This is a genomic window from Vibrio sp. PSi01, assembly GCF_054960695.1.
Genome location: NZ_JBHNYN010000004.1, coordinates 57,573 through 82,904, shown reverse-complemented (window position 1 = coordinate 82,904; position 25,332 = coordinate 57,573). Strand labels below are relative to the sequence as shown.

Annotated in this window: 20 protein-coding genes; 9 read left to right on the top strand and 11 right to left on the bottom strand. The window is 42.3% G+C overall.

Annotated elements, in window-relative coordinates:
- Window positions 1-316 precede the first annotated feature (316 nt).
- From ACFI6G_RS07545 to ACFI6G_RS07520, 6 genes are all read left to right on the top strand, one after another.
- Window positions 317-529, top strand: coding sequence for a DUF1656 domain-containing protein (locus ACFI6G_RS07545; protein WP_010429574.1), 213 nt, complete (start codon window positions 317-319; stop codon window positions 527-529).
- Window positions 530-539: 10 nt separating this feature from the next.
- A complete protein-coding gene (locus tag ACFI6G_RS07540) occupies window positions 540-1,406 on the top strand; it encodes an HlyD family secretion protein (RefSeq protein WP_016785222.1) in 867 nt (288 codons plus the stop codon).
- A gap of 9 nt (window positions 1,407-1,415) precedes the next feature.
- Window positions 1,416-2,771, top strand: a complete 1,356-nt coding sequence (locus tag ACFI6G_RS07535; RefSeq protein ID WP_016785221.1) for an FUSC family protein — start codon at window positions 1,416-1,418, stop codon at window positions 2,769-2,771.
- Between the two features lie 348 nt (window positions 2,772-3,119).
- On the top strand, window positions 3,120-4,778 hold the full coding sequence (locus tag ACFI6G_RS07530; RefSeq protein ID WP_016788239.1) for a hypothetical protein: 1,659 nt from the start codon (window positions 3,120-3,122) through the stop codon (window positions 4,776-4,778).
- A 129-nt stretch (window positions 4,779-4,907) separates the two neighbouring features.
- A complete protein-coding gene (locus tag ACFI6G_RS07525; RefSeq protein WP_462710208.1) occupies window positions 4,908-7,004 on the top strand; it encodes a carboxylesterase family protein in 2,097 nt (698 codons plus the stop codon).
- 81 nt (window positions 7,005-7,085) lie between these two features.
- The gene (locus tag ACFI6G_RS07520; RefSeq protein WP_016796513.1) at window positions 7,086-8,537 is read left to right on the top strand and encodes a phospholipase D family protein; all 1,452 of its coding nucleotides are present in this window, start codon (window positions 7,086-7,088) and stop codon (window positions 8,535-8,537) included.
- Window positions 8,538-8,837: 300 nt separating this feature from the next.
- Here the strand turns inward: ACFI6G_RS07520 and ACFI6G_RS07515 are convergent, their stop codons facing one another.
- The 6 genes from ACFI6G_RS07515 to ACFI6G_RS07490 all read right to left on the bottom strand — a co-directional run bounded on the left by ACFI6G_RS07515 (window position 8,838) and on the right by ACFI6G_RS07490 (window position 16,986).
- Window positions 8,838-10,556: an autotransporter assembly complex protein TamA gene (locus ACFI6G_RS07515; RefSeq protein WP_462710207.1), complete on the bottom strand. Its 1,719-nt coding sequence runs from the start codon at window positions 10,554-10,556 to the stop codon at window positions 8,838-8,840.
- A 186-nt stretch (window positions 10,557-10,742) separates the two neighbouring features.
- Window positions 10,743-12,029, bottom strand: coding sequence for a DEAD/DEAH box helicase (locus tag ACFI6G_RS07510; protein ID WP_016798903.1), 1,287 nt, complete (start codon window positions 12,027-12,029; stop codon window positions 10,743-10,745).
- Window positions 12,030-12,172: 143 nt separating this feature from the next.
- The gene (locus tag ACFI6G_RS07505) at window positions 12,173-12,913 is read right to left on the bottom strand and encodes a DUF1223 domain-containing protein (RefSeq protein WP_016767451.1); all 741 of its coding nucleotides are present in this window, start codon (window positions 12,911-12,913) and stop codon (window positions 12,173-12,175) included.
- A 182-nt stretch (window positions 12,914-13,095) separates the two neighbouring features.
- Window positions 13,096-13,284, bottom strand: a complete 189-nt coding sequence (locus ACFI6G_RS07500; protein WP_010429554.1) for a hypothetical protein — start codon at window positions 13,282-13,284, stop codon at window positions 13,096-13,098.
- A gap of 312 nt (window positions 13,285-13,596) precedes the next feature.
- Entirely contained in the window at window positions 13,597-14,598 is a 1,002-nt protein-coding gene (locus ACFI6G_RS07495; protein ID WP_016794776.1) for a TerC/Alx family metal homeostasis membrane protein, read from the bottom strand.
- A gap of 648 nt (window positions 14,599-15,246) precedes the next feature.
- Window positions 15,247-16,986, bottom strand: a complete 1,740-nt coding sequence (locus ACFI6G_RS07490) for a bifunctional metallophosphatase/5'-nucleotidase (protein WP_016767452.1) — start codon at window positions 16,984-16,986, stop codon at window positions 15,247-15,249.
- Window positions 16,987-17,224: 238 nt separating this feature from the next.
- Here ACFI6G_RS07490 and ACFI6G_RS07485 point away from each other — a divergent pair, with 238 nt between their 5' ends.
- Window positions 17,225-18,970: an ATP-dependent endonuclease gene (locus tag ACFI6G_RS07485; protein WP_016767453.1), complete on the top strand. Its 1,746-nt coding sequence runs from the start codon at window positions 17,225-17,227 to the stop codon at window positions 18,968-18,970.
- 222 nt (window positions 18,971-19,192) lie between these two features.
- On the opposite strand, the gene ACFI6G_RS07480 is transcribed toward ACFI6G_RS07485, so the two are convergent.
- Window positions 19,193-19,687 carry a DUF1097 domain-containing protein gene (locus tag ACFI6G_RS07480; protein ID WP_010429538.1) on the bottom strand — a complete coding sequence of 165 codons (495 nt, stop codon included), beginning with the start codon at window positions 19,685-19,687 and terminating at the stop codon, window positions 19,193-19,195.
- A gap of 203 nt (window positions 19,688-19,890) precedes the next feature.
- The gene (locus ACFI6G_RS07475) at window positions 19,891-20,796 is read right to left on the bottom strand and encodes a LysR substrate-binding domain-containing protein (RefSeq protein ID WP_010429535.1); all 906 of its coding nucleotides are present in this window, start codon (window positions 20,794-20,796) and stop codon (window positions 19,891-19,893) included.
- 259 nt (window positions 20,797-21,055) lie between these two features.
- On the opposite strand from ACFI6G_RS07475, the gene focA reads away from it, so the two are divergent.
- Window positions 21,056-22,507 (top strand): formate transporter FocA, encoded by a 1,452-nt coding sequence (focA, locus tag ACFI6G_RS07470; protein ID WP_016768772.1) that lies wholly within the window; start codon window positions 21,056-21,058, stop codon window positions 22,505-22,507.
- A gap of 307 nt (window positions 22,508-22,814) precedes the next feature.
- Here the strand turns inward: focA and ACFI6G_RS07465 are convergent, their stop codons facing one another.
- The 3 genes from ACFI6G_RS07465 to ACFI6G_RS07455 form a co-directional block, all read right to left on the bottom strand.
- The gene (locus ACFI6G_RS07465; protein ID WP_010429532.1) at window positions 22,815-23,384 is read right to left on the bottom strand and encodes a YceI family protein; all 570 of its coding nucleotides are present in this window, start codon (window positions 23,382-23,384) and stop codon (window positions 22,815-22,817) included.
- Complete coding sequence (locus ACFI6G_RS07460; RefSeq protein WP_010429530.1) at window positions 23,381-23,920, bottom strand: cytochrome b; 540 nt, start codon at window positions 23,918-23,920, stop codon at window positions 23,381-23,383. Before ACFI6G_RS07460 ends, ACFI6G_RS07465 begins: the two co-directional genes overlap by 4 nt.
- Window positions 23,921-24,111: 191 nt before the next feature.
- Window positions 24,112-24,357 carry a DUF2164 domain-containing protein gene (locus tag ACFI6G_RS07455; RefSeq protein ID WP_010429527.1) on the bottom strand — a complete coding sequence of 82 codons (246 nt, stop codon included), beginning with the start codon at window positions 24,355-24,357 and terminating at the stop codon, window positions 24,112-24,114.
- Window positions 24,358-24,664: 307 nt separating this feature from the next.
- On the opposite strand from ACFI6G_RS07455, the gene ACFI6G_RS07450 reads away from it, so the two are divergent.
- The gene (locus ACFI6G_RS07450; protein ID WP_010429523.1) at window positions 24,665-25,300 is read left to right on the top strand and encodes a hypothetical protein; all 636 of its coding nucleotides are present in this window, start codon (window positions 24,665-24,667) and stop codon (window positions 25,298-25,300) included.
- Window positions 25,301-25,332: the final 32 nt, after the last annotated feature.

The following is a 25,332-nucleotide window of genomic DNA, read 5'->3' as shown; positions in this document are numbered from 1 at the left end:
GATCAGATCATCACTTTGACTATTTGGATAACTCTTAAAGCGTAATTTACTTCTAAAGTCGTTGTTTTAACTGCATTCATCTGGCACCAGCAGAAATGAGTTATTTTCGAAATAAATTGCGATTAATTGTTTTTAAACCCTGAACGGTAACCTACCTGGCCTTGTTCTAATGGCTTGCGATACTAAAGAAAGACATGGCTGGCATAGCTACCTAGTAAAGTCGATTTTTTGATGGATCCGGTCCTCTATACGCGATTATCACAATAAATCGAATTCCGTTATCTTTGTATTCATCAAACAAATAGAGAAAAGAACCATGAACACAATGCCACATGAACTTGTGTGGGGTGAAGTCTACTTCCCACCGCTGTTATTGGTTATCGCACTGGCTTACATATTGACAATGCTAACAGGGTCAATCGCTACCAGGTTTGGCCTTCATAAGTACGTCGCCTTTCCTGCAATAGCAGAACTGAGCTTGATCGTGATTTTTACTGGCGCTATCGGCCATTTTATTACCATTTTTTGAGGCACTTACTTTGATCAAACGTTATCTCATCACACTTTTATTATTGGCTGCTGCGGGAACTGTGGTTTATAGCTATTACCAGTCGTACTCAAGTAACCCGTGGACCAGAGACGGGCAAGTGAGTGCTTATATTGTCTCGATTACACCTCGAGTAACGGGTCAAGTGATTGAAGTACATGTCGAAGACAACTCTAAAGTGAAAAAAGGCGATCTTCTTTTTGAAATCGATCCGAGTATTTACAAGGCGACCTACAGAAAAGCACTTGCCACACAAAAACAAGCGTTTGCCCTACTCGCCAAAGCCAAAAATGAAGAACAACGCGCCTTGAATTTAGAGAAAAGAACGCCCGGTGCCGTGCCCGTGCTTACTCTAAACAACTTAAACAACGCGGTAGAAACAAGCGCCGCGAATGTCGAACTGGCAAAAGCTAACGTAGAAGAAGCACATCTTAACCTTGAGTACACCAAGGTATATGCACCTACTAACGGCTATATTACTAACCTGACCCTACGCGTGGGTTCTCAAGTCGTCGCAAATTCACCTGTGGTTGCGCTAATTGATGAAGATAGCTTTTGGATTGAAGGTTATTTCAAAGAGACTGATTTAGTCGGCGTCGACGTTCAGGACACTGCCTATGTGACCTTAATGATGCACAACAATGTTCAACTAGAAGGACATATCAAAAGTATTGGCTTTGGTATTGCCAAGCAAGACGGCAGCACTGGTAATGATTTATTGCCAAATGTGAATCCAAATTTCCAATGGATACGTCTCGCTCAACGCATTCCTATCAAAGTTAAGTTAGACAAAATACCTGAGGACGTACAACTGCGTGTTGGTATGACTGCCTCGATTAAAATAATCAAAAATAGCTAGGTGGTTCTAATGTTCACTGCATCGACTAAAGACGCGATTAAAGCCGCACTGTCTATCGTTATTGCAATCTGCCTAGCGTTGTGGTTTGGCTGGGAAAAACCCTATTGGGCTGCGATAGCCGTTGCAGTGATGACATTGAACGAAAGCTTCGCCCATTCAATAAACAAAGGCCATAACCGGTTAATGGGAACTTTGTTAGGGACCGGTTATGCCTTTTTCCTTATCGCCATGTTTTCTCAAGATCGTTTCTTGTTTCTAGCATTTTTTACGCTGTTCCTTGGGGTGTGTATCTTCATGTCGAGCGACGAGAAGTACGGTTATATCTTTTCAATTGGATTTGCCGTGTGTTCAATTGTTTCATGCATGGGCGGGTTTGATAGCCAAACCACCTTTCACTTTGCTGTTCTTAGGCTTCAAGAGACACTACTAGGAGTTGTGGTCTTCTCTTTTGTGTATCGCATCGTGTGGCCTGTGAATACTGAGCTCAACTTTGTACAACGTTTCGAAACAAGTAAACAAGCGTTGTTAGATGCAATGGAAAAATCAGACGACATCGATATTGCCGCACTTGAAAGCAACACCGCAAATATTGATAAGCTGTATCAACTTTTAGATTTACCACTGACCGGAAGTTATCATCTTAAAGAGAACATCCAAACATGGCGTTTGCGTATCGATGAAATGGCGCATATCCAAGATGCATTAATCAAACAAAGTAACAGTGAACCTAACTTGGGTATCCAGTGGTCGGTTATTATTAAGAACTTGAAGACGTTCGATGTCTTAACACCAGAACAATCTCTTGTTGAAGGCGAACTCAATGTAATGGGCGATCATAAAGAAGTTTCTTGGCATCATGCTCATCGCACGTTTGTTGAACATTTGAATGAAGATGGGCGCAAAGTGCTGCAAGGCGTGTCGATGTTTATCACATCACTATTGATTTGGATTTATCTTCCAGTGCCGGGCGGGTTTATCTTTCCTATGTTAGCCGGTGTATTCTCTTCTATGGTGCCGACAATGCCACCAAGCGTTATTAAGGATGCCTTCTATGGTGTATTGGGCACAGGATCGGTGATTCTGTTGCAGTACATCTTTGTGATGCCCTCAATGACGGAGTTATGGGCGCTCGGTCTATTCTACTTCCTTAACATTATGGTGATATGGAAAGTGTTCGCCACGCCTAAACTCATGGTGCATCGAATACTAGGTGTTAATTTGTTAGTCGTACTGACATCTGGAGCTCTCAACCTTACGCCCGTTTACCAAATTGAAACACCGCTATTAATGTTGGTTAATATCTTAATCATTTTAATGATAGCCAAGCTGTTTACTGATCTATTTAGGGTGAAGGTCACCGCTTAAAGCTCAATACATAAACCACTTCAACAATACGGCCTGCCCAGTATTTTACTTAGCAGGCCGTTTTTTATCTTATATAAATCATATAAATCATATAAATCATATAAATCATATAAATCAGAATGTTAGAGTAGTTATTCATTAAAGTAGGATAGCGTCCATCAAACGCGATTAACGCGATCTGCCACCTCCTCTTAAAATCCTCTCATTGATTGACGCAATGCATTTTTAGTCGCGACATTCACACTAGCAATCCTAACGGATAAATACATAACAACTGAACACGACGTTCAGTATTACATCGACTGTTTGAGTCTCGAAGGTTTGAGGCCACTCAGCGTGGAAACCGTCATGAGTTTTTTTGAAATACGCACCAGCGCCTGTAAGACCCATACTCTTTCTGTGTTAGCGAGCGCCCTATTACTTATTACTCCCACTTTTGCGTCAGCAGCAAAAACCAAGACTTACACCGAAGTCAAAGAGCAAGGTCGAGTACTGTTTGACAAATATGGCATAAGTCATGACTTGCCAAAGCTAGCAATAAGCTCACTAGTACAAGGTCAGCACCTAGTTGAACACGCACATCGTACACTGCAAGTTGGTGATGATGTTCGTGACTCAAGCGTCTACCTCGTCAAGAACACCGACACTAAAGGCAACATCGACCTTCGTATCAAATATAACCCAGATGAGCTGGATGATAACGAAAACCTACTCGATGAAATAGAAGCCTTCACACGTACCGAATATCGCTTACGTCACTATGCAGAAAGCTTTGATTCATCTTCGGTTCGAGTAAAAGAAATCGACGATAACAAAGTAATCATCAGCTTCGATTATTCGAAGTATGGACTCCCTCAAGATATCGCATATTTCCGTTTTTTGAATGTCGACATTGAGTTAGTCGACGGTGAACCAAAACGAATGCTGATCAGCAATGACAAGCCGTTCAAACACCATACCTACAAGGTAGAAAGCTATAAGCAAGAGATTGAGTTTCACACTTTACCGACGGATAAGTTAGTCATCGCAAATAAAACAACTGAAGTGGTTGGTACAACCAAGAACAAGCCAATGAAGATGACGAGCATCATCGAACCAGTCGCGTTTTATGAAGAGGATAACGGCGTACAAGTGGTCAACGAAGCGAGGCTTCAAGAAGTATCAGACCCAAGAATGTTAGAAGCGAGCGTCAAGCTAGACCGAGTTTTTCCGTTAATGGGTGACATGGTACGACGTCAAGGCATTGATTTACCTCTTCCATTCGGCGTATCAGTGGCTTATCGCAACCAAGACATGGACATTCCAATGACTGATTACGTGATTGGTGGTGTTCGCTTGAACGACTTATTTGATCCTGAAGATAGCGTTGCGACGGTTAAGGCTGAGAGTCTTTCTATACGTGGTGACGTTAATATCCTGCCATTCTGGAATGTATTCGGATATGTAGGAAAGGTAAACGTTGATGCGAATGTGGATGCGGCTTATACCGGCGCAGCAGGTGAATACCTAAAAGACAAACTCAATGACAAATTACCTGGGCTAGGTAACGCACTTTGCGAAGGTGTCTCTGCCTTATGTAACAGTGGCCGTTTGAATGTACCACTTCATCTTGAATATGACTTACGCGGTGCGGGCACCACATTATCTGTTGGTTACAAAGAGTTCTTTGCTTCAGTCACAGGTACCTATTCACAAACACGCCTGAAAGGAATGGATGATTGGGGCGATGGCATTGTTACGGTTCAACCTATGTTGGGTTATCAATTAGTCGATTATCGAGCTCAGTTTTTCGTTGGCGCTGAATACCAAGGTCTAAATTCTCGTATGCAAGGCACTGTAAAAACTGATGACATCGAATTTGATTATGACGTTGGTGTCGACATCGATCAGTGGGCATTCCTAACAGGGGTTAACAAACAGATCGGCAAGCATTACAACATGACCGTGTTGTACACCAAAGGTGAAACTCGTTCGGCTGTAACGCTGAATCTTGGCTACCGATTCTAGTCACTGAGCTTGGGATACCAGCCTAACCTTAAAACTAGGTTGTTCTTGATAAGAAATTTTGTAGCTCTGTTATCTACGTAGATGACGATTAAACAGACTACGCCGAATACTATTGTGGAAACTCATTTTATGACTATTGCATACCGCTCTATGATCGCCCTTACTATTGCTGCTGCGTTAGCAGGTTGCGATACTGATACTGCCCCTACAGTTCCATTGCCAGACAAACCAGAACCGCTAGTTCCGGCACCTGTTGAACCTTTTACCGCTCAAATCGGTGACGTAACGATTAAAGCGACCAAAGAAGAACTGGTTATTACTTCAAATACCGAAGACAACAAACTGACTTCTGTTGAGTCTTTTAAAGGTATTAAATTTGCTGAGGCAGAGCGCTTTGAGCACAGTGAACTTATCGATCTTGGGACTGACATTGATGCGACTGCGTTTGGTGATGCTTGCCCTCAATTGAAGACCGTTTCACAGACACAATCTGAAGACTGTTTGAACCTTAACATTTGGCGTCCAGTAGACTTAGATGCTGATGCAGATCTACCGGTTTATGTATTCATCCACGGCGGTGACTTTGAATATGGCTCAGGTTCTGAAGCACTTGTGCACGGTGATACCGTGGTTGCTCAAGGAAGCGACGATGGTAAGCCTTTCATCTATGTAAGCTTGAACTACCGTCTTGGTCAGTTAGGTACTCAATGGATTAAAGGCGCAAACGAAGATGGCAACTATGGCCTAGGTGACCAAAAGCGCGCCTTAGAGTGGGTACACAATAATATTACCGATTTCGGTGGTAATGCTCAAAATGTAACCGTTATTGGGCAAGGCTCAGGTGCTATGTCTATTGGTTTCTTGCAGCAAGATGACGATATCGCAGGTCAATATTTCCAACGTTCCATCATGCAGAGCAACCCGTATGGTTTTGAGTACGCTAGCTATGACGTGGCTAAGGACCGCAACAATGATTTTGATGCAAACACTTCGATCGACGAGATCATGGCGTCGCAAGAAACAGCTTTGAATGGTATTGAACAGCTAAAAAATTGGTTGTTAGGTTCTTTGCAAATCCCAATTCTGAGCCCAGCAGCAGATGAAACTCCAATGTCAAACCTGATGCCTTTTGCTCCCTACATCTTGTGTGAAAAAACTAGCTTACTTGGTAGCTGTAGCGAATCAGCAGAATCACCAATACAAGCAGGCTTCTCAGTACCTACTGTCTTCGGTGAAAATGCACATGAAGCGAACAGCTTTGGCATGCTCTTTACTACAACGTTCTTGATTCCGACAGTCATTGAACTACTAGCAAATGATGAGCCTGAACTGCTTACTAACGAAGAGCCAGCACAGCTTGCACTTGCAATGGTTAACTGGTTAGAAGATCAAAACAACATCGTTCTTCTTCAGCAAAAACTATCTGAGCGAGCAAGTGATGAAGTTTCAGCAGAGCTTGTATTGCCAAGCAGCGCTTACAGCGCTGTAACGAGTTTATTTTATGGTGCCAAGCTAGAAGGAGATCTACTTGAAATGACTGGATGCATTGATACCAGTGATATTGCGGGTACCTTAGGTTGCTTGGTCGACATTGTTGATATAACTAGCCACCAACAAACCCAAGACATTCTGGCTCTAACTGATTTTTACCCTAACTCAGAAGCAACTCTGGGCGACGCAACAGCGAACATGAAGCAATTTAAAACCTTGCTAAATGACACACTATTCAATGGCCCTGCTCGTTATATGGCAGCAAACAGCGAAGTACAAGCAACGTTATACTACTTTGAGCACAAACCAAGTTTTAACATGTGGAACTTTAAAACAGCTCTAAATGAAGAAACGGGCGAATACGACCAACTGTCAATCATTGATCTATTCAAAACGATTGGTTGCATCAGCGGTGCATGTAACGGTTCAGAACTACCATTTATGTTCAACAAAGCTGTACGTTTTGACGGTAGTGAGATTCACCCAACAAGTAATGAGAAGGCATTGATGAACGAAATGTCACGCCTATGGTTTAGCGAAGAACTATTCACTAACTACCAGTACAGCGATTCTGCCGACAATGTATTAGTTATCGAATCTCAAGGCTTTAGCGATAACACAACCTATGACTGGGACTATGTCACAAACCCAGGTGTTGATCCTAAGCTTCGTGAAGGTCGCTTAACGGGTCTAACAGAGCAAGGTCTTATGCCTTGGGACTGGTACCTAAACTAAACATATTCCCCCCCTCCTACTTTAACGGCCAGCTCGCTGGCCGTTTTTATATCCAATTTTACGCTCAAACGCAGGTTAGTTATGACACTTAGCAAACTAAAAACAGCATGCACAATGATGTTAATTGCTTTGGTCACAGGATGTGCCCAACCTTACCCCGATGTTGAAACAGACTTCGAAGCAAACTGGCAAAGCACCGAACACCAAGCAGAAGTGTATTTGATTCCTTCTGCGCCAGAAGCCTTCGCTCGTCGTATCGACCTCGTTCGCCGAGCACAACATTCGATAGATATGACTTACTTCTCTTGGGAACGTGACACGCTAGGTTTGATGCTTCTAAACGAGCTAAAGCAAGCAGCGGATCGTGAGGTTCACATCCGACTGACCTTAGATGACCTACTGGTTTTTAATGATAAATGGTTAGCGGAATTGGACTCACACCCCAATATTGAGATTCGACTGTTTAACCCTTTTGAGTCACGTAAAGCTGGCTGGGTTGGCCGTGCGTTCAACTTCTCGACTCACCAAAAGCGACTGGATAATCGACTTCACGAGAAGTACTTCAATGTTGACCATCAATCGATGATTTTGGGCGGAAGAAACATCGGTAATGATTACTTTGGTTATAGCGAAAATGCCAATTTCTTTGATATGGACGTTCTATTTCGAGGTACGGTAATAGCGTCTTTCGATCGCAACTACCAAGCACTTTGGGAGAGCGAATATGTTGTGCCAATTCAAGAACGAATTAAAGTCAAAGGTCAATACAAAGCATTTATTAAAGCAATGAACAATGGCGAAAAGAATAAAGAACAGATCACGTTCGATGTTGAGAAACAGATAAATCACCTAGGTGAACCAAACTTTATTGAAGCATCGGTTACTCCTCTATTTGATTCGTTAAAGAAGCTCGATGACAACAAACCCTACTTTCGTCAACGTACAGAGTACTTAATGAAGCAAAAAGTAGCGACCCCATCTAAGGCTATAATTTCTACGCCTTATATGGTGCCAAGCGATAACCAGTTTGTGTTTGTCGGTGCGCTTAGAGAGAACCAAGCTGAAGTAACCTTACTAACCAACTCATCTGCTTCCAATGATTCAGGCTTTGTGCCAGCGTATTACGAAAAACACCGTGAGACTTTACTCGACAGAGGCGTAAGTATCTATGAGTACAAAAGCCAAGCTATCAATGATGATCACTACTTTCATGTTGATACCTACTACCATAACAAGACCGTCATTTTAGATGAACGAGTGACCTATATTGGCTCTTCTAACTTCGATCCAAGATCAGACTTTTTGAACGTTGAGTTTGGTGTGTTGATTGAGAGTGAAGAGTTTGCGAAGCAAGTGACACACTACTTAACGCGTCAGAAAGAGGATTTGTTCTGGGCTGTTTCGCGAGCCCAATCAGGCGAGACTATTTGGATTTCAGGCGAACAAACACACACGAAGAGCCCAAACTACAGTCCATTGAATAAATTTCCGGATTGGTTGTTTCGAAAAATGAACGGCGAGTTTGAGCTGTAATCCAATGGCTGAATGCTTGTCTTAGCTAGAGCAAAACTCTGTAAACTAATCTCTGAACCATAAAACAAAGAAACCGCGTCACATGCGCGGTTTCTTTGTCTGAAGAAAAACTAATCTTACATGCTTGGTGTAATGGTTCTATTGTCCACGTTATTGACCATTCTAACGTAGTTTAGTAGGTCCGCATCGTAAGTATGCCCACATCCTCCTGCCGTTGATAAATACCGACTTTCAACTCTGGATTCGACTCTTTAATTGGCTTGAATACCCATTAGCGAGAGCTCAAACAAAGTACGAGCATCAGAATTGAGTACCCAAAGAAAAGTGAATACGAAACTCATCACCTTCAGGGGCATCTAAACCGTATGCAAAATCGAGTTTTACAGGAATGAATTGTGATTTCCAAATCAAGCTAAGGCCTGTGCCACGCTTCCAATCTGCTTCATCATCAAACGCATCACCAACATCGAGAAACGCGCCCATCCAAATTGACTGATACACCTGATGCTGATATTCAAGGCCTGCCGTTAACATGTAGCGCGCGCCGGTTAGTTCGCCGTTATCGTCTTTCGGAGAAATCGATTCATAACCATAACCTCTTAAGCTTCCATCACCACCAGCAAAATAACGCAGTGAAGACGGTACGTCCAACAATGATTTCGCAATGTTAATGCCAACGTTTGAACGGAAATGGAGCTTCTGATTATCACTAATATCCCACGAAACTACACTGTTTCCTTCCAACCGCAACAGCCTTGAATCAGAGAACAGATTAGGGTCAGAATATTCAATAGAATAGATGTGTCGATGATTAATCTCCAATTGATCATTTTTACGATCAACCTGAGAGAAGCTGATGCCAGGTAGCAACAATTGCGATTGGTCTTCCTCAGACGCCTGAATGTACTGTTCGTGCAAGTACTTGACGTAAATGGTGCTTTGCCAATCACTATCTAATTGCCAGTAACGTTCGAACTTAAGATCGTTTGTAAAACTATTGGTGTCTCGATGATCAATTCGTTTCGATTCAAACTGAATACCAAAGTAATCAGTTGTGACCTTTTCCGTTGGGATTTTGTACCCCAACTGCAGTGATTGCTCTTGTTCAGACAAATATGTCTGTGTTTCAAAGCTGTGGCCTCTTCGGTTATACCAAGGCTTTGACCAACTGAGCGAGGCTCGTAAACCGAGATCGGTAGAATAACCGCCACCCACCTGCACAATATTACGAGAACTTGGCTCGGCAATGATATCAATTGGAACTTCTAGGTTGTCATCAAGCTTATCAAAGTCACCATGTACGATGACACTTCGAAACCATTGAGTGTCAGACAAATCGGATTGCAGTTCACCTAACTTGATAGTGTCAAAGTCGTCACCTTTTTTGAAAGTTGGTATTTTCTCGATACGGGTAGGATCAACGCCATCATCTGGAATACTTATAGAACCAAACTTGTATCGTGGCCCACTTGAAAAGTGCAGGTAAATGTTGGCGATGTTCTCGCTGGGAATAACTTCAATCTTTGACTCGATAAACCTACCGTCAAAATAACCTTTCCGCTTCGCTAAAGAAAAAATCGCACGCTTAGTATGGTCGTATTCTTGATGAGACAAAGTTAAACCTGAGCCTAACTTGCTATGGTTGAGTATGTTGATGAACTCTTCATCTTTACTCGCTTCGCCTGTGACTTTTACTATCGATTCTGCGATGCGCATGACAGGGCCAGAATCGATGTTAATGATCACGTTATCAGAATCATTGAATTCGATATCTAGCTGAGGGTGATAATAACCATAAGGATTGAGCGCATCTTGAATACGTTTAGATAGCTTAGTTTTCGATAGCTGTGAAGCAGGAACATCAACCAAAGGTTCTAAGTATAATTCTACGTTTTCGGTGAGAGTTTTATTAACCCCTTTAGTCTCAAATTCAGCAGCTCTCGAAGAGTGTTGGGTAAACAGGAAAAATGAAGCTACCAGCACTAATTGTTTAATCGAGGTCTTCACGCGGTTACCCAATTTGCTCAAAACCCGAACAGGTTATGAGCAAAGCGTTAAATCGCTGAATCTCTTATGGAGGATCTGACCCTACGAACTAGCGACCGGGCTTTTTGCTAAGATTAGGTTATTACCAGAGCCAAAATGTAAGTACAAAAAAGGCGCAATTAAGCGCCTTTATAAATTTTATTTTTTACTGACTCTATATTAGTTATTTCTCAACCAAACATCTTGGTTTTTAGGTGTTTTCTTCTTTTTCTTCTTGCCTGTGCCAGCAGGTGGCGCAACAGGTTTGAGCGCTGCAACCAGCTCAGCAACCGCTTCGGAATCTACTTCAAAGCCTTCGATTTGCTCACGCTCAAGACGGATTTTGTTCTTCTTCTCAATGATTGTGAAGTGATGGTAATCTTCGTGGTCGATCAAAGATAGCGCTAGACCAACCTCACCCGCACGACCACTTCGGCCAATACGATGCATGTAGTCTGATGGGCTACGCGGTAAATCAAAGTTGATTACTACTGGTAGCTTTTCGATATCCAGACCACGTGCCGCGATGTCTGTCGCGATAAGAACGTCAATCTCGCCAGATTTAAAATCTTCAAGAATACGAGTACGTGAACCCTGCCCTTTATCGCCGTGGAATACTTCTGCGATGATACCGCGCTTGTATAGCTTGTCTGCAAGGTGCTCACAGCTGTTTTTCGCGTTTACGAAGATAAGAGCTTGGCGCCATTCGTGCTGTTGAATCAGGTGCGCTAACAATGCTGTCTTACGACCTTTTTCTACTTCGAATACACGCTGAACCAATGTGCTCGCATTAGCACTTTGAAGTTGAACTTCAATTGGATCATTCAGTAGTTCGTGAGTCAGCGTTTTAACTTGCTCGGGGAAAGTCGCAGAGAACAACAAGGTTTGTTTTTTGCTTGGCAGAAGTTTCAAGATCGCGTCTAGTTCTTCTGTAAAACCAAGGCTTAACATTCGGTCAGCTTCATCAAGTACTAACGTTTTTGCTTTATCGAGTTTGATAGCGTTGCTTGAGATCAGGTCAAGCAATCGGCCTGGTGTTGCCACCAAGATATCTGTACCACCACGTAGCGCTTGCATCTGAGTGTTCACCGACACACCACCGAATACACAAACGGTTTTAATTGCACCGTTGAAATGCACTGCGTAAGACTTAACGCTATCGGCAACTTGCTTAGCAAGCTCACGTGTTGGAACCAAGATAAGGCCAGAAACATAGTTACCTTTGCCCGAACGACGGTCTAAAGGTGCATCTTCATGGATCTGCTGTAATAGTGGAAGTGCAAATGCCGCGGTTTTACCTGAACCGGTATTTGCGCCTGCAATTAGGTCGCGTCCTGCTAACACACTCGGAATAACTTGCGCTTGGATAGGCGTTGGCTGTTGGTATTCAAGCTCGGTAAGACGAGCCATCAATGGTGAAATTAAGCCAAGATCAGAAAAGTTGGTTGGTGTTGTGGTGTTAGTCATTAATTGCAGGAACTCAAAGCTAAAATAATAGCGCGCTATACTAACGTATTTCAGCCGTATTACGTAACTAAATCGCCCCTTTCTCCCGTGTTTCAGCGATTAAGCCCCTCTAAAACACATCCAGATACCAAGTTATCGCAAATTTAGTTCAGCCACCCTGCTACTGTTTGTTCCGGTTCATACGAGTTAGGCTCTGTTAACCACACGGCTACTGCGTCAGGTGTGGCAACTAACGGGGAGAAGTCGATATTGAATTGCCATTCAGACTCACCACGTTGGTAGCCATCGTAAACCACGACAAAATCGTGCTCAAGTTTCTTACCTCTGTTCTCGCCCGCTTTAACGCTGGTGACTTCGTTCATCGCCAACAAGGCAATATGAGCGACATAGTCCCCTTTTCCTTCATAACTGACACTGAACGTGTCGCCTTTATGATTGACTGTAAGCTTGGGGTTATTTTGTTGGGGGAGCGAAGGCAGCGTTCTATCAAGCCAATTGAAATAACCGCGCCACTCTTTACCGTCGACAACAAAGCCTGGCGTATAAACGCCACTTGTTACCCCATAAGCTTTGTATAAACGTTGCTTCTGACTGAACGCTTTGCTGGCAAACTTGTCTCCCCATCCTAGGTAATCCCAGTAGTCAACGTGATAAGCGAGCGGAATAACTTGTGTCCAGAGTTTCGGATGTTCTTCAAAAGTGCTGAGGTATTCATCAGCAGGCGGACAACTCGAACAACCTTCAGAGGTGAACAGTTCGATCACCTGAGCAGGTTGCCCTTCATTACTCCAGGTTTGTGCAAGCGACACTGAGGAATACAAACTGATCGGTAAGGCAAATAAACAAAGTTTAATCAATGATGGATTGAGTTTGGCGTGTGACATACCGAGCTCCTTGTACAAAGCGAATTGATTGGCGCTCAAATACAGACCGTTACGCCTAGCTTTTTCTTTCAGGAGCTTAGTTTGCGAAAAGATAGAGTTTATTTCAGATACAAAAACGCCAGCTTCAAAAGCTGGCGTTTCTTAATTCTGTATTTCTTTAATTCTATGCATTTACGCTGAGATTAACGGTTGATACCGATATCGCGCTGCATGTGACCCGATAGGTCGCTTGCGTAGTAACTACGTGGAGAGTTGTCTACGAAAAGAATATCGAAAATGTGTGCAATCAATCCTTTGAAGTTAACCGAGTAGGTCTTCTTATCCATAGAGTTAGGAACAGCGATAGTATTCATTTGCATTGCTTGAGCCATGATTGCCTCTCTATAAACTTGTTTAAGTATTTCGTTCTGATGACAAGAATAATAGGTGATATTTTACCCGTTAAAAAATGACTAAAATTGGAAATTCAGATTAGTTTTTCTAATAAAACAAACCATTAACAAGCCAGGAAAATATATATTCACCCACTATGCTTATAAATTCACTTAGACGTTAAAATCATGCATTTAGAGCAAATAACCCCCTATACAAAGCGGCCGATGTCACAGAAAATTTACATAAATAAATTATCCACTTCATCGGCCACGGACTTACTATCGAGTTTTCGATAAGTTATATTTGGTTTAATTTACTTGTTCAATGGCAGGTTTCTTCGCATAAATCGACGCTATAATAGCAATGGCCATCGTAGAGATAAGTACCAAAAGTGACCAATGCGTAGGGATTGCCCACTCACTATCAACTAGCAGCATTTTCACACCAATAAAGACCATGATGAATGAAAGCGCTGGCTTCAAGTAGATGAACTTGTCCATCATACCTTGGAGTACGAAGTACAGTGAACGAAGGCCAAGTAACGCAAAAACGTTTGCAGCCAGCACTAAGAATGGCTCTCGCGTAACGGCGAAAATCGCAGGAATCGAATCCAATGCAAACATTACGTCCATCACTGCAATTGCACCGATCACCAGCATCATTGGTGTTAGGACCCATTTAGTGCCCTGTTTAATCATTAATGCAAGGCCGTGGAAGTCTTCAGTAACCGGCATCACTTTACGTAATAGCTTTTCAGGTAGCGTATTTATACTCTCTTCTTCGTCTTTATCTAACGCCAGTTTGATACCAGTCCCAATCAAAAACGCAGCAAATACATAAAGTACCCAGTGGTATTCAGCTAATAATTGCGCGCCTAACGCGATCATGATTGCACGAAGTACCAACGCACCAATAACCCCCCAAAGAAGCGCACGCGGTCTTAAGTGCTCTGGAACTTGATACTGAGCGAATATCATCGCGAATATAAATAGGTTGTCTACGCTAAGGGATTTTTCTAGCAAGTAACCGGTAATGAATGACACGGTTGCTTTTTGAGCTGTGTATTCACTATTCGGCGCATAGAGGTCCCAAAACAAGTAAATAGAACCAGCGAACAAAAATGCGAGCACAAACCAGAAAACACTCCAGATCACCGCTTTCTTGATGGTGACATTACCTCCGCGAGTCTGATAGATATCAATAGAAACAAGAATCACAGTCAGCAGGAAAAAGCCCGCATATGTCGTCATGATTGGCGATGAAAAAAAGGATTCACTATTGGTAGATAATAGAGATTGAGTTGAGTTCATTATTCCTCCGGGCGGAAGAACTTTACAAAGACCTTCCGCAAACAAAACATATCAAGCTCCACGACGGATCTTGATTGTGATTGCGTTGGTCTCGTTGAAGTGAAATATGGGATTTCACCTTTACATACCGGATAGACTCTTGGCCTAACGAGATGACGATATGTAAACTTGCGCTAACTACTCCCCAAACGCGTGGATAATATTCCTCTAACATTGTTTCGTCTAGATAAATTTTAAAAATAAATAAAAAAGGAGCACAAGGCTCCTTTTTTATTGCTGTAAGCTTATCAAAGCGACACTTGTATTGATTCAAATAATCCCCCTAAGAGGTTCACCGATTTTTGAAACTGAGTGTCATTCCAAGCCTGCAACCCTTATGTTGTTGTGGTTTGAAAATCGCGTTCAAACCGAATCATCTTATAGCTTTGTTAAGTTATAAAATCGACAAGTTATAAACCTGCAGTAGGTACTAAGTACACCAATGCAGACCAAACAGACACCCAACCGACAACAGCTGCAGCGTCGAACCAATCTTTCTTATCCATGCTTTGCCTCCACAGAAAGTTACATGGAAAACTAAGCATAAACAGTGCCAATTTTATAGATTTACTTAAGCAATAATAATACGTCTAAATAGGCTAAATGGGATTACCTAAAACACTCCATGCAATTCAATATTTCGCTCTGCTGAAGTGACTCTGGGTTGTCTTGAAGAAACGCAATAAAACAGTCTGACATTGAATCGGTGGTCACTGTACCATTCCCTATCATATCTAATACTGCATCATAACCTTCTTTACCTTTCATTGTGTAGGCAGACGATGCGCCGCGGTATACCTGTTCACGATCAACATCTTGCCAACCAGCCTCATCAGTGTGTATTTCTAGGTGGTGAATTCGGTGCCCTAATGGCGCCTCTTTGTGATAACAAAATCTCAAGTTGTGAGTATAAGGAAAGCTACCTGAGCCAGTACCAACAACGCCATTGTCTAACGCATTATTGATCGCACCTTCTAACATACCCGCGATCGTTTCACCTTTTACGTCATATACACCAATAGGTACGGCAAACGGTAGCAGTTTTCCGGCAATATCGGCAACCGAAACATCACCACTGTTGAGCGAATTTCTAACGCCGCCAGAATTGTGAATAGCGAAGTCTACTTGATGACCTTTTTCGTTCATCAAGTAATGGAAAGACTGAGCAACCAACGGTGCCAGTTGGCTTGGCCCTTTTTCATCAGGAATGCGCACATGACGCAGTTTCGTATCTGCATGAGCAATAACCTGTTTCTGCAGTTTTCGAACTCTAGGCTGATATTTGTCAGTAAGTATGCTTTGCAGTTCAGGATCTTTTTTACATACCGCAATATTCTGGTGGTTGTTCAAGAACTCACACGCCATATCATGGGCATCGTCTTGACCTACTTCACTTAATTTAGCGTCTATAAACAGTCGACGCCCCAACAGCAATTCGTTTTTGCCATTAAAGTGAGTCACCTTACCTTTAGAATCGAACTCGATTTCACAGTGCCCTAGGCTCATTGCGTGAAAACCAGATTGAACCACATACGTGTCGCCAACTTTCACACCATAATCGTCATCTTTAACTAAACCAATATCAGAGAAGTCACCTTGCAGGCGGTGACTATGACCACCAACAATCACGCCAATGCCTGTAACGTTTGCCGCTAATTCTAAATCAGCTTCATAACCAAGGTGACTGAGTAATACGATCTTATTAATACCCGTTTGGTGAATTTGCTCTATTGTGGCTTTTGCCGTTTCTAATGCATTTTCAAATGGTGTGTCAATATCAGGGTTAGCGATACCCGCCATCTTGTCGATGCTTAAACCGAATATCGCAACTTTCTCTCCATCAAACTCTTTCGTTATAAAAGAAGCACTTCGGGTTTCAGTCAGGAAAGGCTTAACAATGTCGTTGTCCGCTAAAGTATGAATTTTATTGATATCCTCATTCGATAAGTTCCAGTTACCCGCCAACAGTGGGAATTTGATTCGTTTGGCGAAGATTGCAACTGGCTCGTTACCCATATCAAGTTCATGATTACCGAGCGTCATGGCGTCAATATTAAGAGCATTCAACAGATCGGCGTTTGCTTTCCCCTTAAATAATGAAAAGTATAAGGTGCCCTGGAAGCAGTCTCCAGCATGCAAAAACAAGGTTCCAACCTTTTGTCGTTGCGCATCTTGTTCTATTTGTTTAAAGCGCGTTGAGATTCGAGCAAAGCCACCAGCACTGACATAAGGTTCAATGATGTGGTTATTCATTTTAAGTGATAGCTGTAATGACGTTGGTTCAAAGTATGAGTGGGTGTCGTTAATGTGTGCCAACACTATTTTGGTCGGCTTATTATTTTTAGTCATATTGTGTTCTCTCTTTGTCCCTTCATACTAGGTCGAGAATCATGACAGAATCGTGAATTTTATGAAACTGCACTGCAAAAAAATACTCGATATAGATCAAAAATCTGATTTTGCACCGTATTAATAAAGAGCGGTTTTTGTGACAAGCGAACATACTGAACACGTGTTTTTCGATTATGATTAAAGATATCTGTTAGCTTTCAAACAATTAGCAGAGCCTTCCGTTAGGAGTAAGCCTATGCAACTAGAAAGAATCGAGATTTCTGGCTTTCGAGGTATAAAGCGCATGTCTCTTGCGTTTGATGAGTTAACCACGCTGATTGGTGAAAACACTTGGGGCAAGTCTTCATTATTGGATGCTCTATCCGTCGTACTTCCATCAGATGGCGTTCCATATCATTTTAAAATGACCGATTTTCATGTCGATTACTCTGTTTCACACCCACAATCTCAACACCTCCAAATAGTTCTCGCATTAAAAGCCAGCGATAAAAGTGAACTAAATGCCGGGCGTTATCGCAAACTAAAACCCATTTGGGTTCAAGATGAGTTCGGTGTGTTCCGTATCTATTACCGAATCAGTGCGACGTTAGAGCAATATGAAGCCACCACTCATTATGCTTTCTTAAATATAGAGGGAAACCCACTAAAGTTGCACCATTCTGAAAAGCTCGCTCAAGAGTTGATGACATTGCACCCAGTGATCCGTCTGCGTGATGCAAGACATTTTGATCGTCCTTTCAATAGTAAATCACTCAACCACAATGCTCATCTCCATACCAATGGGCATAATGGTAACGGCAACAACGAAAATGGTAGCGCGAATAGCCACGCCAGTACTGGTCATGGAAACGGGCACAATAGCAATGGGCGTCAAGCTCGAATAGAGAAACGAATTGATAATACATGCCGACGATTGATGGCAATCCCTGGCCATGTAAACAAAGGCGAAATGCGTAGCAGTCTAGAGTCTATGCAAAGCCTAATTGAGCATTACTTTTCTTTCAAAAGCACTGCTCGCCGCAACCCTAGAAAACCGAGGGACGGTTTACTCTACTCTGCAGGCGCAAACGATAAGAGCATTCATCAGCTTGTAGAAGAAACTAAAAACAAACAAACTCGCCTATTATTCATGGGTTTGCTCAATGCCTACCTTCAAGCAAAAGGGCCGAATGAATTAAGGCGATGTGCACGCCCCCTTTTGATCCTCGAAGATCCAGAAGGCCGCTTACACCCAACGCACTTGGCAAGGGCTTGGAGCTTGATGCAGAAATTACCGATGCAGAAAATCCTCACCACCAACAGTGGTGACCTTCTAGCTGCGGTACCTCTACAATCGATTCGTCGATTGGTTCGCCATTCAGACAAAACCATCGCTAACCAACTCAACATGAATCACTTCAGCAAAGATGAGTTGAGACGAATAGGTTTCCATATTCGTTTCCACCGCTCTGGTGCATTGTTTGCCCGCTGCTGGTTATTAGTGGAAGGTGAAACCGAAGTTTGGTTATTCAACGAATTAGCTAACCAATGTGGCTATAACCTTGCCGCTGAAGGTGTTCAAATTATCGAGTTCGCTCAGTCAGGTCTTAAAGCGCTCATTAAGGTTGCACAAGAGTTTGGTATCGACTGGCATGTAGTGACCGATGGCGACGCGGCAGGTAAAAAATACGCAGCGACCGTTTTATCAAAGCTTGGTAATGACCAAGAACGACACCGCTTAACTGAATTACCTGATAAAGACATAGAACATTACTTGTATATGAATGGCTTCGAGAACTTTTTCCGTGACATGGTGAAAATTCCATACGATCACCCTATTCCTCCAAAGAAAGTAGTCGCTAAGGTACTCAAAAAACACGCAAAACCCGACCTTGCATTGGCGATAGTTTCTCATTGCGAAAATCAGGGGCAAGAATGTATTCCATTATTGCTGAGGTGGACCCTAAAACGCGTCATCACTATGGCAAACGGGAATACTTAAATAACTAGCACCTAGCACCTAGCACCTAGCACCTAGCATTCAATTTGTCTGATCGATGTTATAATTTCAATTTTAAACAAATACTTAAGCTTATTATCACAATAACAATCAAACAAAAAAGGCACACCAAACGGTGTGCCTGTATAAATCGATATACAAATTAATTGGGGATTATCTTGCAAGAGTTAACCGTGACTAAAGCGTCAATACTTAACGTATTTATTAAGCCTTTGCCTGTTTAGCGTGTTGTTCAACAACTTCCGAAGATTGAGTCGATTTCTCGTGAAGCCATAGCCCCGTTGCTTTCATCAAGTATCCGAATACACCACCAAGCAGCAAAGACGGCACTACAAGTTGCCAATCGCCACCTGCAGCAAACGTAGCACAACAACCAATAAAGGTGCCGGGGATATAACCTAGCCACGCTTGTTTCGCTTGAATACACATAAAGAAAGCAACGATAGCGGTAATCATATAGCCTAAAATCTCTAGACCTGCGAAGGTTGAGCTTTCGATAATCACCATTGCCCAGAATACACCTGTCATATTGGTTAATAAGCTGCTTGCTAGCCCTTTTACACCGCCCGTTGGCGAAGCAAAGTAACTGGTGCAACCTAAGAAACCTGCCCATGACAACAGACCGAAAGAGATAGCAATCCACCCCCATAGACCTGACAAGATACCTGTTGTTAATGAAATCGCGACTAATGTACTCATACTATTTCTAAAGCCTAACTGTAGGGTTTCTACAACCGGATTTAGCCTCACTTAAAATCAAGTGAGTATATTATGTGAAGAGAGCTCTGATTTAGCCGATCATGATCACATTAATAATGTATGCGAATGTGCATTTATCACTATATAGAGACAGAAATCGCTTATTCAACATATTTGGTTATTAGTGTTTTATCAAATCTAGGTTACAGAACCGACCGTTTACCTTTCATCATGCGTTTACCTTCACGCTTAATGCACTCAGCGAGTGGGTTCTCTGCCATGTCAGCACGCCAAATAAAGGACAGCGTTCTTTCCATTTCTAGCTCAGGAACATTCAACGTCACCAGTTGGCCTGACTCAACAAATTGTTCGACATCTAGATAAGGTAAACACGTTAAATATGGGCCGTTTGCAACCAAACTTCTTAAAACAGGAACGTGTTCGTACTCTCGCCAAACATCGAGATCGCCAATTAAATGATGAATAGAGCTATCAAAAACTTTGCGGGTACCTGAGCCGTGCTCGCGTAATACCCACTTCGCTTGCTCTAATTGCGCCAAACTTACTCGTTCTCGCTTGGCAAACGGGTGATGAGCCGACGCAACCACCGTTAAATGGTCAGTACACCATACTTCTTGGTGAACACGGTTGTCGTCACAACGACCTTCGATTACGCCCAAGTCGTATTGATAATCTAATACGCCATCTATTACTGCATCCGTACTTTGCACCCCAAGTGAGATTCGCATCTCAGGAAAGTCGTTATCAATAATACTGATGAGATCTGGGACGAGGTGTTCCGCAGGGGTTTGGCTTGCACCTAATTTGAGCTCACCACTCAGTAAATGCTGCTCATAAAAACCCATCTCAATTTGCTGCGCATCTTGCAGTAAACGCTTCGCTTTTGGTCTCAACCACATGCCCCAATGAGTAAGGGCCATTTGCTTGCCTTGCCTTTCAAACAAAGGCCTGCCAAGCATTTTTTCCAACTGTGCAAGAGACATACTTGTCGCCGACTGAGTTAACGCCAACTTGTCTGCTGCCTGACTAACACTCCCGGAATCTGCTACTGCATCAAATACCGCGAGTTGCTTCAATGAATAACGCAAAATTGATCCTTAATGCTTCTAATTATTTGTGTCCAAATGCTCGTTTTTTATAAAGCCGATGAGCAATCAATTTCATTCTACGCGTAACCAAATCTATATCAATAAATTTGATGTGGTTTCTAAAAATTATCAATTTTACCTCTACCTCTCAACCCCCTAATCTGTAATGGCAGGACACAACGAGCCCTGTAAAACACTACTGATTAACTCAGTCATTAACACTAGGAATTAAACATGACGGATTGTTCAAGGGGGGAATATGGCAACAGGCACTTCTGAAAATCATCAACTGTTCTCACCAACAGAAATGATGGCGGAAGCAGAGAAGTTTGCACTAAGTAAGGCAAGTAAAACCAGCAGCATGACATTGAGTTTGGCAATCATGGCTGGTGCATTCATAGGGCTTGCTTTTTTATTCTACATCACGGTTACCACCGGTAGCGCTGATGCGGGATGGGGATTAAGTCGCTTAGCTGGCGGCCTAGCATTCAGTATGGGTTTAATCTTAATTGTTATTTGTGGTGGTGAGCTGTTTACCAGTTCGGTGTTATCAAGCATCTCATGGGCAAACAAGCAGATTACTTTCACCAAGATGCTTTCAATCTGGGGCAAGGTTTACGTAGGTAACTTTGTTGGTGCGATGTTCCTTCTGGCGTTAGTCAGCGCCGCAGGCTTGTATCAACTTGATGGCGGACAGTGGGGCTTAAACGCTCTTAACATTGCTCAGCACAAGCTACACCACAGCCCTGTTCAAGCTTTTGCTTTGGGTGTGCTTTGTAACTTACTGGTGTGTTTAGCAATTTGGTTAACGTTTAGTTCTGCGAATGCGATGACTAAAGCAATGATGACCGTATTACCCGTAGCGATGTTCGTTAGCTCAGGCTTTGAACACTGTGTGGCAAATATGTTCATGGTTCCACTAGGCATCACGATTCAAGCGTTCGCACCAGAGAGTTTTTGGATGCAGATTGGCGCGACACCAGCTCAGTACGCAGACCTTAATGTCGTGCAATTTGTTACCGCAAACTTAATACCAGTGACAATAGGCAACATCGTAGGTGGCTCGGTATTAGTCGGCTTAGCTAATTGGAGCATCTACCGTCGCCCACAACTTAAAGCAACAAAAATTACAGCAATTACACAAACAACAGAAATCACGTCAGTTAAGGAAATCACTATGAACACAGCAACTACTATCAAGCAAATCATGAACACTCAACCAATTACACTTAGCGTAGAAATGCCTACCTCTGTTGCAATTGATACACTTTTAGACGCTCAACTTGTTAGCGCTCCTGTTTGTGATGTTGAAGGCCGCCTTGTAGGTATCTTCTCTGTTCATGACGTAATGGTTGACCTATGGTGCCAGGATTACATCCCTACTAAAGGTCAAAAAGTGGTAGACCTAATGAGTCGTGACGTAGTCGCTATCGATGCTAACGACAAGCTAGTCGATGTTGCTGAGTTCTTATGTATCGACAAAGAGCAACTATATCCAACAACAAGTATGGGCTTCGCCACTCGCCTGACTTCTCTTTCTCTAGAAGAGCGTGCAAAAGCGATGAAAGTAAGCCAACCACACATGCTTCCAGTGTTAGAAAATGGCGTGATGGTAGGTGTACTGACTCGCATTGAAGTTATGCAAGCACTGCGTCCTATCTATGGCGACCGACTAAACGTGGTTCCACAAGCTGAGCTAGAAACGGCTTAACTAACGGCTACTTGCAAAGCTAGAAACAGATTAACGAATCTAAAGCTGAACTATTAGGGATTAGTAGTTCAACTGGATAACTCAGTCATAGCAACGTTGACTGGCTAGAGGCAAATGGTGGCTTTTGACGTAACAAAAGGTTTGACACAAAACAGACCTAAACGCGTTGCCATTTATCTCAATAAAAAAGGCGCAAAGTGAAAACTTTGCGCCTTTCTCTATTTCTAACTGTCGCTTTCTTGATATCAATTAAACTTTTGATACTTCTTAAAATGTTGATATCAGACGACCATTGTGAATAGCTAGATTACTTCTTTACACCTTCAACGTGCAAATCCATATCGACATAGCTTGAAGCGCCCATTACAGGAATATTGAAGTCAGCAAGTTCTAGGCGAGTCGTACCAACGAAACCAGCACGCTCACCACCCCATGGGTCTTGGCCAGCGCCAATAAATTCAGCTTCGATAACGATAGGCTTAGTGACACCATGAAGTTTAAGGTCACCCATTACTTCAAGTTTGCCGTCGCCTTTATCAACCACTTTTGTGCTGTTGAAAGTGGCATCTGAAAATTTGCTTGCATCAATGAAGTCAGAGCTACGGATGTGCTTATCACGTTCTGCGTGGTTTGAATCTAGGCTTGTTGTATCAATAGTTACATTTATTTTTGATGCTTCAATATTGCTTTCATCAAATGAAAAATCACCTGAGAACGTATTAAAACGACCCTGGATAAAACTGTAACCTAAGTGGCTAACTTTAAAATTAACTGAAGCATGTGCGCCTTTTGTATCAATCACGTAATCAGCGGCGTTCGCAGCGAAAGGCATTGCCATAGCAAATGCTAATCCTGTAGCGATAATTGACTTATTCATTTTGAAGCTCCTATCATTTTTCGTAGCGTATCGTCTTTGTCGATAACGTGGTGTTTTATCGCCGCTAAGGCGTGTACTGATGCCATAATGATCAGTACCCATGCAGCGTAGTAGTGAATCGTTCCTGCAAGATCAGATTGGTTTGCAAACAGTTCGCCCATACTTGGGACAGTGAACCAATTGAATACCTCTATCCCGCGACCATCTGATGTAGAAATCAAATAACCTGAAATAAATAAAACCGCTAAGTTTATGTACATAAAACCGTGAGCAATCTTAGCAGCTGCGACTTCATAGCTTTTACCTTCCACCTTGGGTGACGTGGTAACTAGTTTCCAAAGCAAGCGAACAACGGTCACTGTAGCTAAAAGAATACCTACCGAACGGTGATAGTCTGGTGCTGTTTTGTACCACTCGCTGTAGTACGAAAGATCAACCATCCACAGGCCCACACCAAATAAGCCAAAAATTGCTAGAGCTGAAATCCAATGCATCGCTCGTGCTAAAGGGTTGTAATTTCTAACGTTGTTGTCCATGCATCTTTTCCGAATGTTAACGAGTAGTGTAGTTTTAAAAAGCGTACCCTACACCAAGTTTGTGTAACATATTATTTACCAAGCTTTACATTAGTTACATCATTTCAATCTAAACGAGTTATTCAAATTTTTTGAACAAGTGACTATTTTCTTGAACCAGTCGCTCTTTACCTGAACAACGCGCATTGTTTTTAAATTTCAACGATTTGTTCAATCTCGTAAAGCTCATCTGCAATATCTAACATTTTACGTTCCATCACTTTTTGAGCATCTTCTATCCCTTTGTTGTAATAAATCGCACCAAATTTTTTACTGATGAAGTCCACTATAAACTCGGTATCAAATTGCCCTACTTCTATATCGATCTCATCCTGCAGATACTTTTGAAGAGCATCAGTAAGCTCAGACTTTTGTTTTGAATCTAATTGAATAGTCATAAATGTTTCCGAATAAATACGAGTAGAAGAACTGTGATTAGCTGACTAAGATTAGGTGAGCTAAACGCAATTGATAATGAGAGATGGCTACAATTCTGGTTGCTCACTGTAATCCTAGTAACTCACTATAATTCCACATAATTTAGAAGACAGACCACTAGACTGCCAGTGCTATCCATAAAAAAGACTTGGAATAGCTAATTTTGATAGAGGGATCAAGAACTCACGTTTTGCTCATAGGTAATGGCACACAAATTACCGTACTATTGCCCATCAATAAGATAGTAACTATGTATAAGGGACTTCATTGTTATTAGATCTCGTGATTAAAAGCGTTAATCAATTTCAAGACGACTGTCTAAAGCTCTGTGAACACCATTACCCTACCGTACACAACCAAGGGATCAGTGAACACCACATAGGAAAAGCGTTTGCTCGACGAATGGAACACACCTTCGTGAGTTTTAATCATGTGAGCAACATCAGCCCACTCGAAATGTTCTCTTCTGGTGATAGCCCTCGTCACTTCCGAATTTCTTCTGAAATTGGTACGGTTTGGATGATTAGCCATCATATGGTGAGCGCCGGAAAAACGTGCCGCAAAAAGTTAATGCTAGACATTCATAAATGGCAATCAGAGTACGGATTTGCCATTCAACCTAACGATCTTTTGATTATTGTCTCTGACCATTGGATCAGCAGAAGTAAGACTAGCGGTGAGCTTTTGCACTGGTGGATGGGAGAGTTGCCTGACGAAATATCCGAATACAACCAACAGGGCATCACATTAAGAGAGAGCGAATCTCAGTTTGCTACTGATTTAAATCGTAATTTTAGAATTAGCCCGTGCTTTATTAAATTCGGACATCCTTTAAAACGGTCAGGAAATCAACAATTAGTTCGTAAATACTTACAACTTTATGCAGTACTTCAATGGCAATAAGAATACGAGTCAATTTTTAAATTTAATATTTA

Excerpts from the sequence above, each read along its gene's own strand:
- ACFI6G_RS07510 (WP_016798903.1), bottom strand. The coding sequence starts at position 12,029 with ATGACTAACACCACAACACCAACCAACTTTTCTGATCTTGGCTTAATT.
- ACFI6G_RS07465 (WP_010429532.1), bottom strand. The coding sequence starts at position 23,384 with ATGAATAAGTCAATTATCGCTACAGGATTAGCATTTGCTATGGCAATG.
- ACFI6G_RS07500 (WP_010429554.1), bottom strand. The coding sequence starts at position 13,284 with ATGGCTCAAGCAATGCAAATGAATACTATCGCTGTTCCTAACTCTATG.
- ACFI6G_RS07495 (WP_016794776.1), bottom strand. The coding sequence starts at position 14,598 with ATGAACTCAACTCAATCTCTATTATCTACCAATAGTGAATCCTTTTTT.
- ACFI6G_RS07460 (WP_010429530.1), bottom strand. The coding sequence starts at position 23,920 with ATGGACAACAACGTTAGAAATTACAACCCTTTAGCACGAGCGATGCAT.
- ACFI6G_RS07525 (WP_462710208.1), top strand. The coding sequence starts at position 4,908 with ATGACTATTGCATACCGCTCTATGATCGCCCTTACTATTGCTGCTGCG.
- ACFI6G_RS07490 (WP_016767452.1), bottom strand. The coding sequence starts at position 16,986 with ATGACTAAAAATAATAAGCCGACCAAAATAGTGTTGGCACACATTAAC.
- ACFI6G_RS07480 (WP_010429538.1), bottom strand. The coding sequence starts at position 19,687 with ATGAGTACATTAGTCGCGATTTCATTAACAACAGGTATCTTGTCAGGT.
- ACFI6G_RS07505 (WP_016767451.1), bottom strand. The coding sequence starts at position 12,913 with ATGTCACACGCCAAACTCAATCCATCATTGATTAAACTTTGTTTATTT.
- ACFI6G_RS07545 (WP_010429574.1), top strand. The coding sequence starts at position 317 with ATGAACACAATGCCACATGAACTTGTGTGGGGTGAAGTCTACTTCCCA.
- ACFI6G_RS07520 (WP_016796513.1), top strand. The coding sequence starts at position 7,086 with ATGACACTTAGCAAACTAAAAACAGCATGCACAATGATGTTAATTGCT.
- focA (WP_016768772.1), top strand. The coding sequence starts at position 21,056 with ATGGCAACAGGCACTTCTGAAAATCATCAACTGTTCTCACCAACAGAA.
- ACFI6G_RS07530 (WP_016788239.1), top strand. The coding sequence starts at position 3,120 with ATGAGTTTTTTTGAAATACGCACCAGCGCCTGTAAGACCCATACTCTT.
- ACFI6G_RS07455 (WP_010429527.1), bottom strand. The coding sequence starts at position 24,357 with ATGACTATTCAATTAGATTCAAAACAAAAGTCTGAGCTTACTGATGCT.
- ACFI6G_RS07485 (WP_016767453.1), top strand. The coding sequence starts at position 17,225 with ATGCAACTAGAAAGAATCGAGATTTCTGGCTTTCGAGGTATAAAGCGC.
- ACFI6G_RS07535 (WP_016785221.1), top strand. The coding sequence starts at position 1,416 with ATGTTCACTGCATCGACTAAAGACGCGATTAAAGCCGCACTGTCTATC.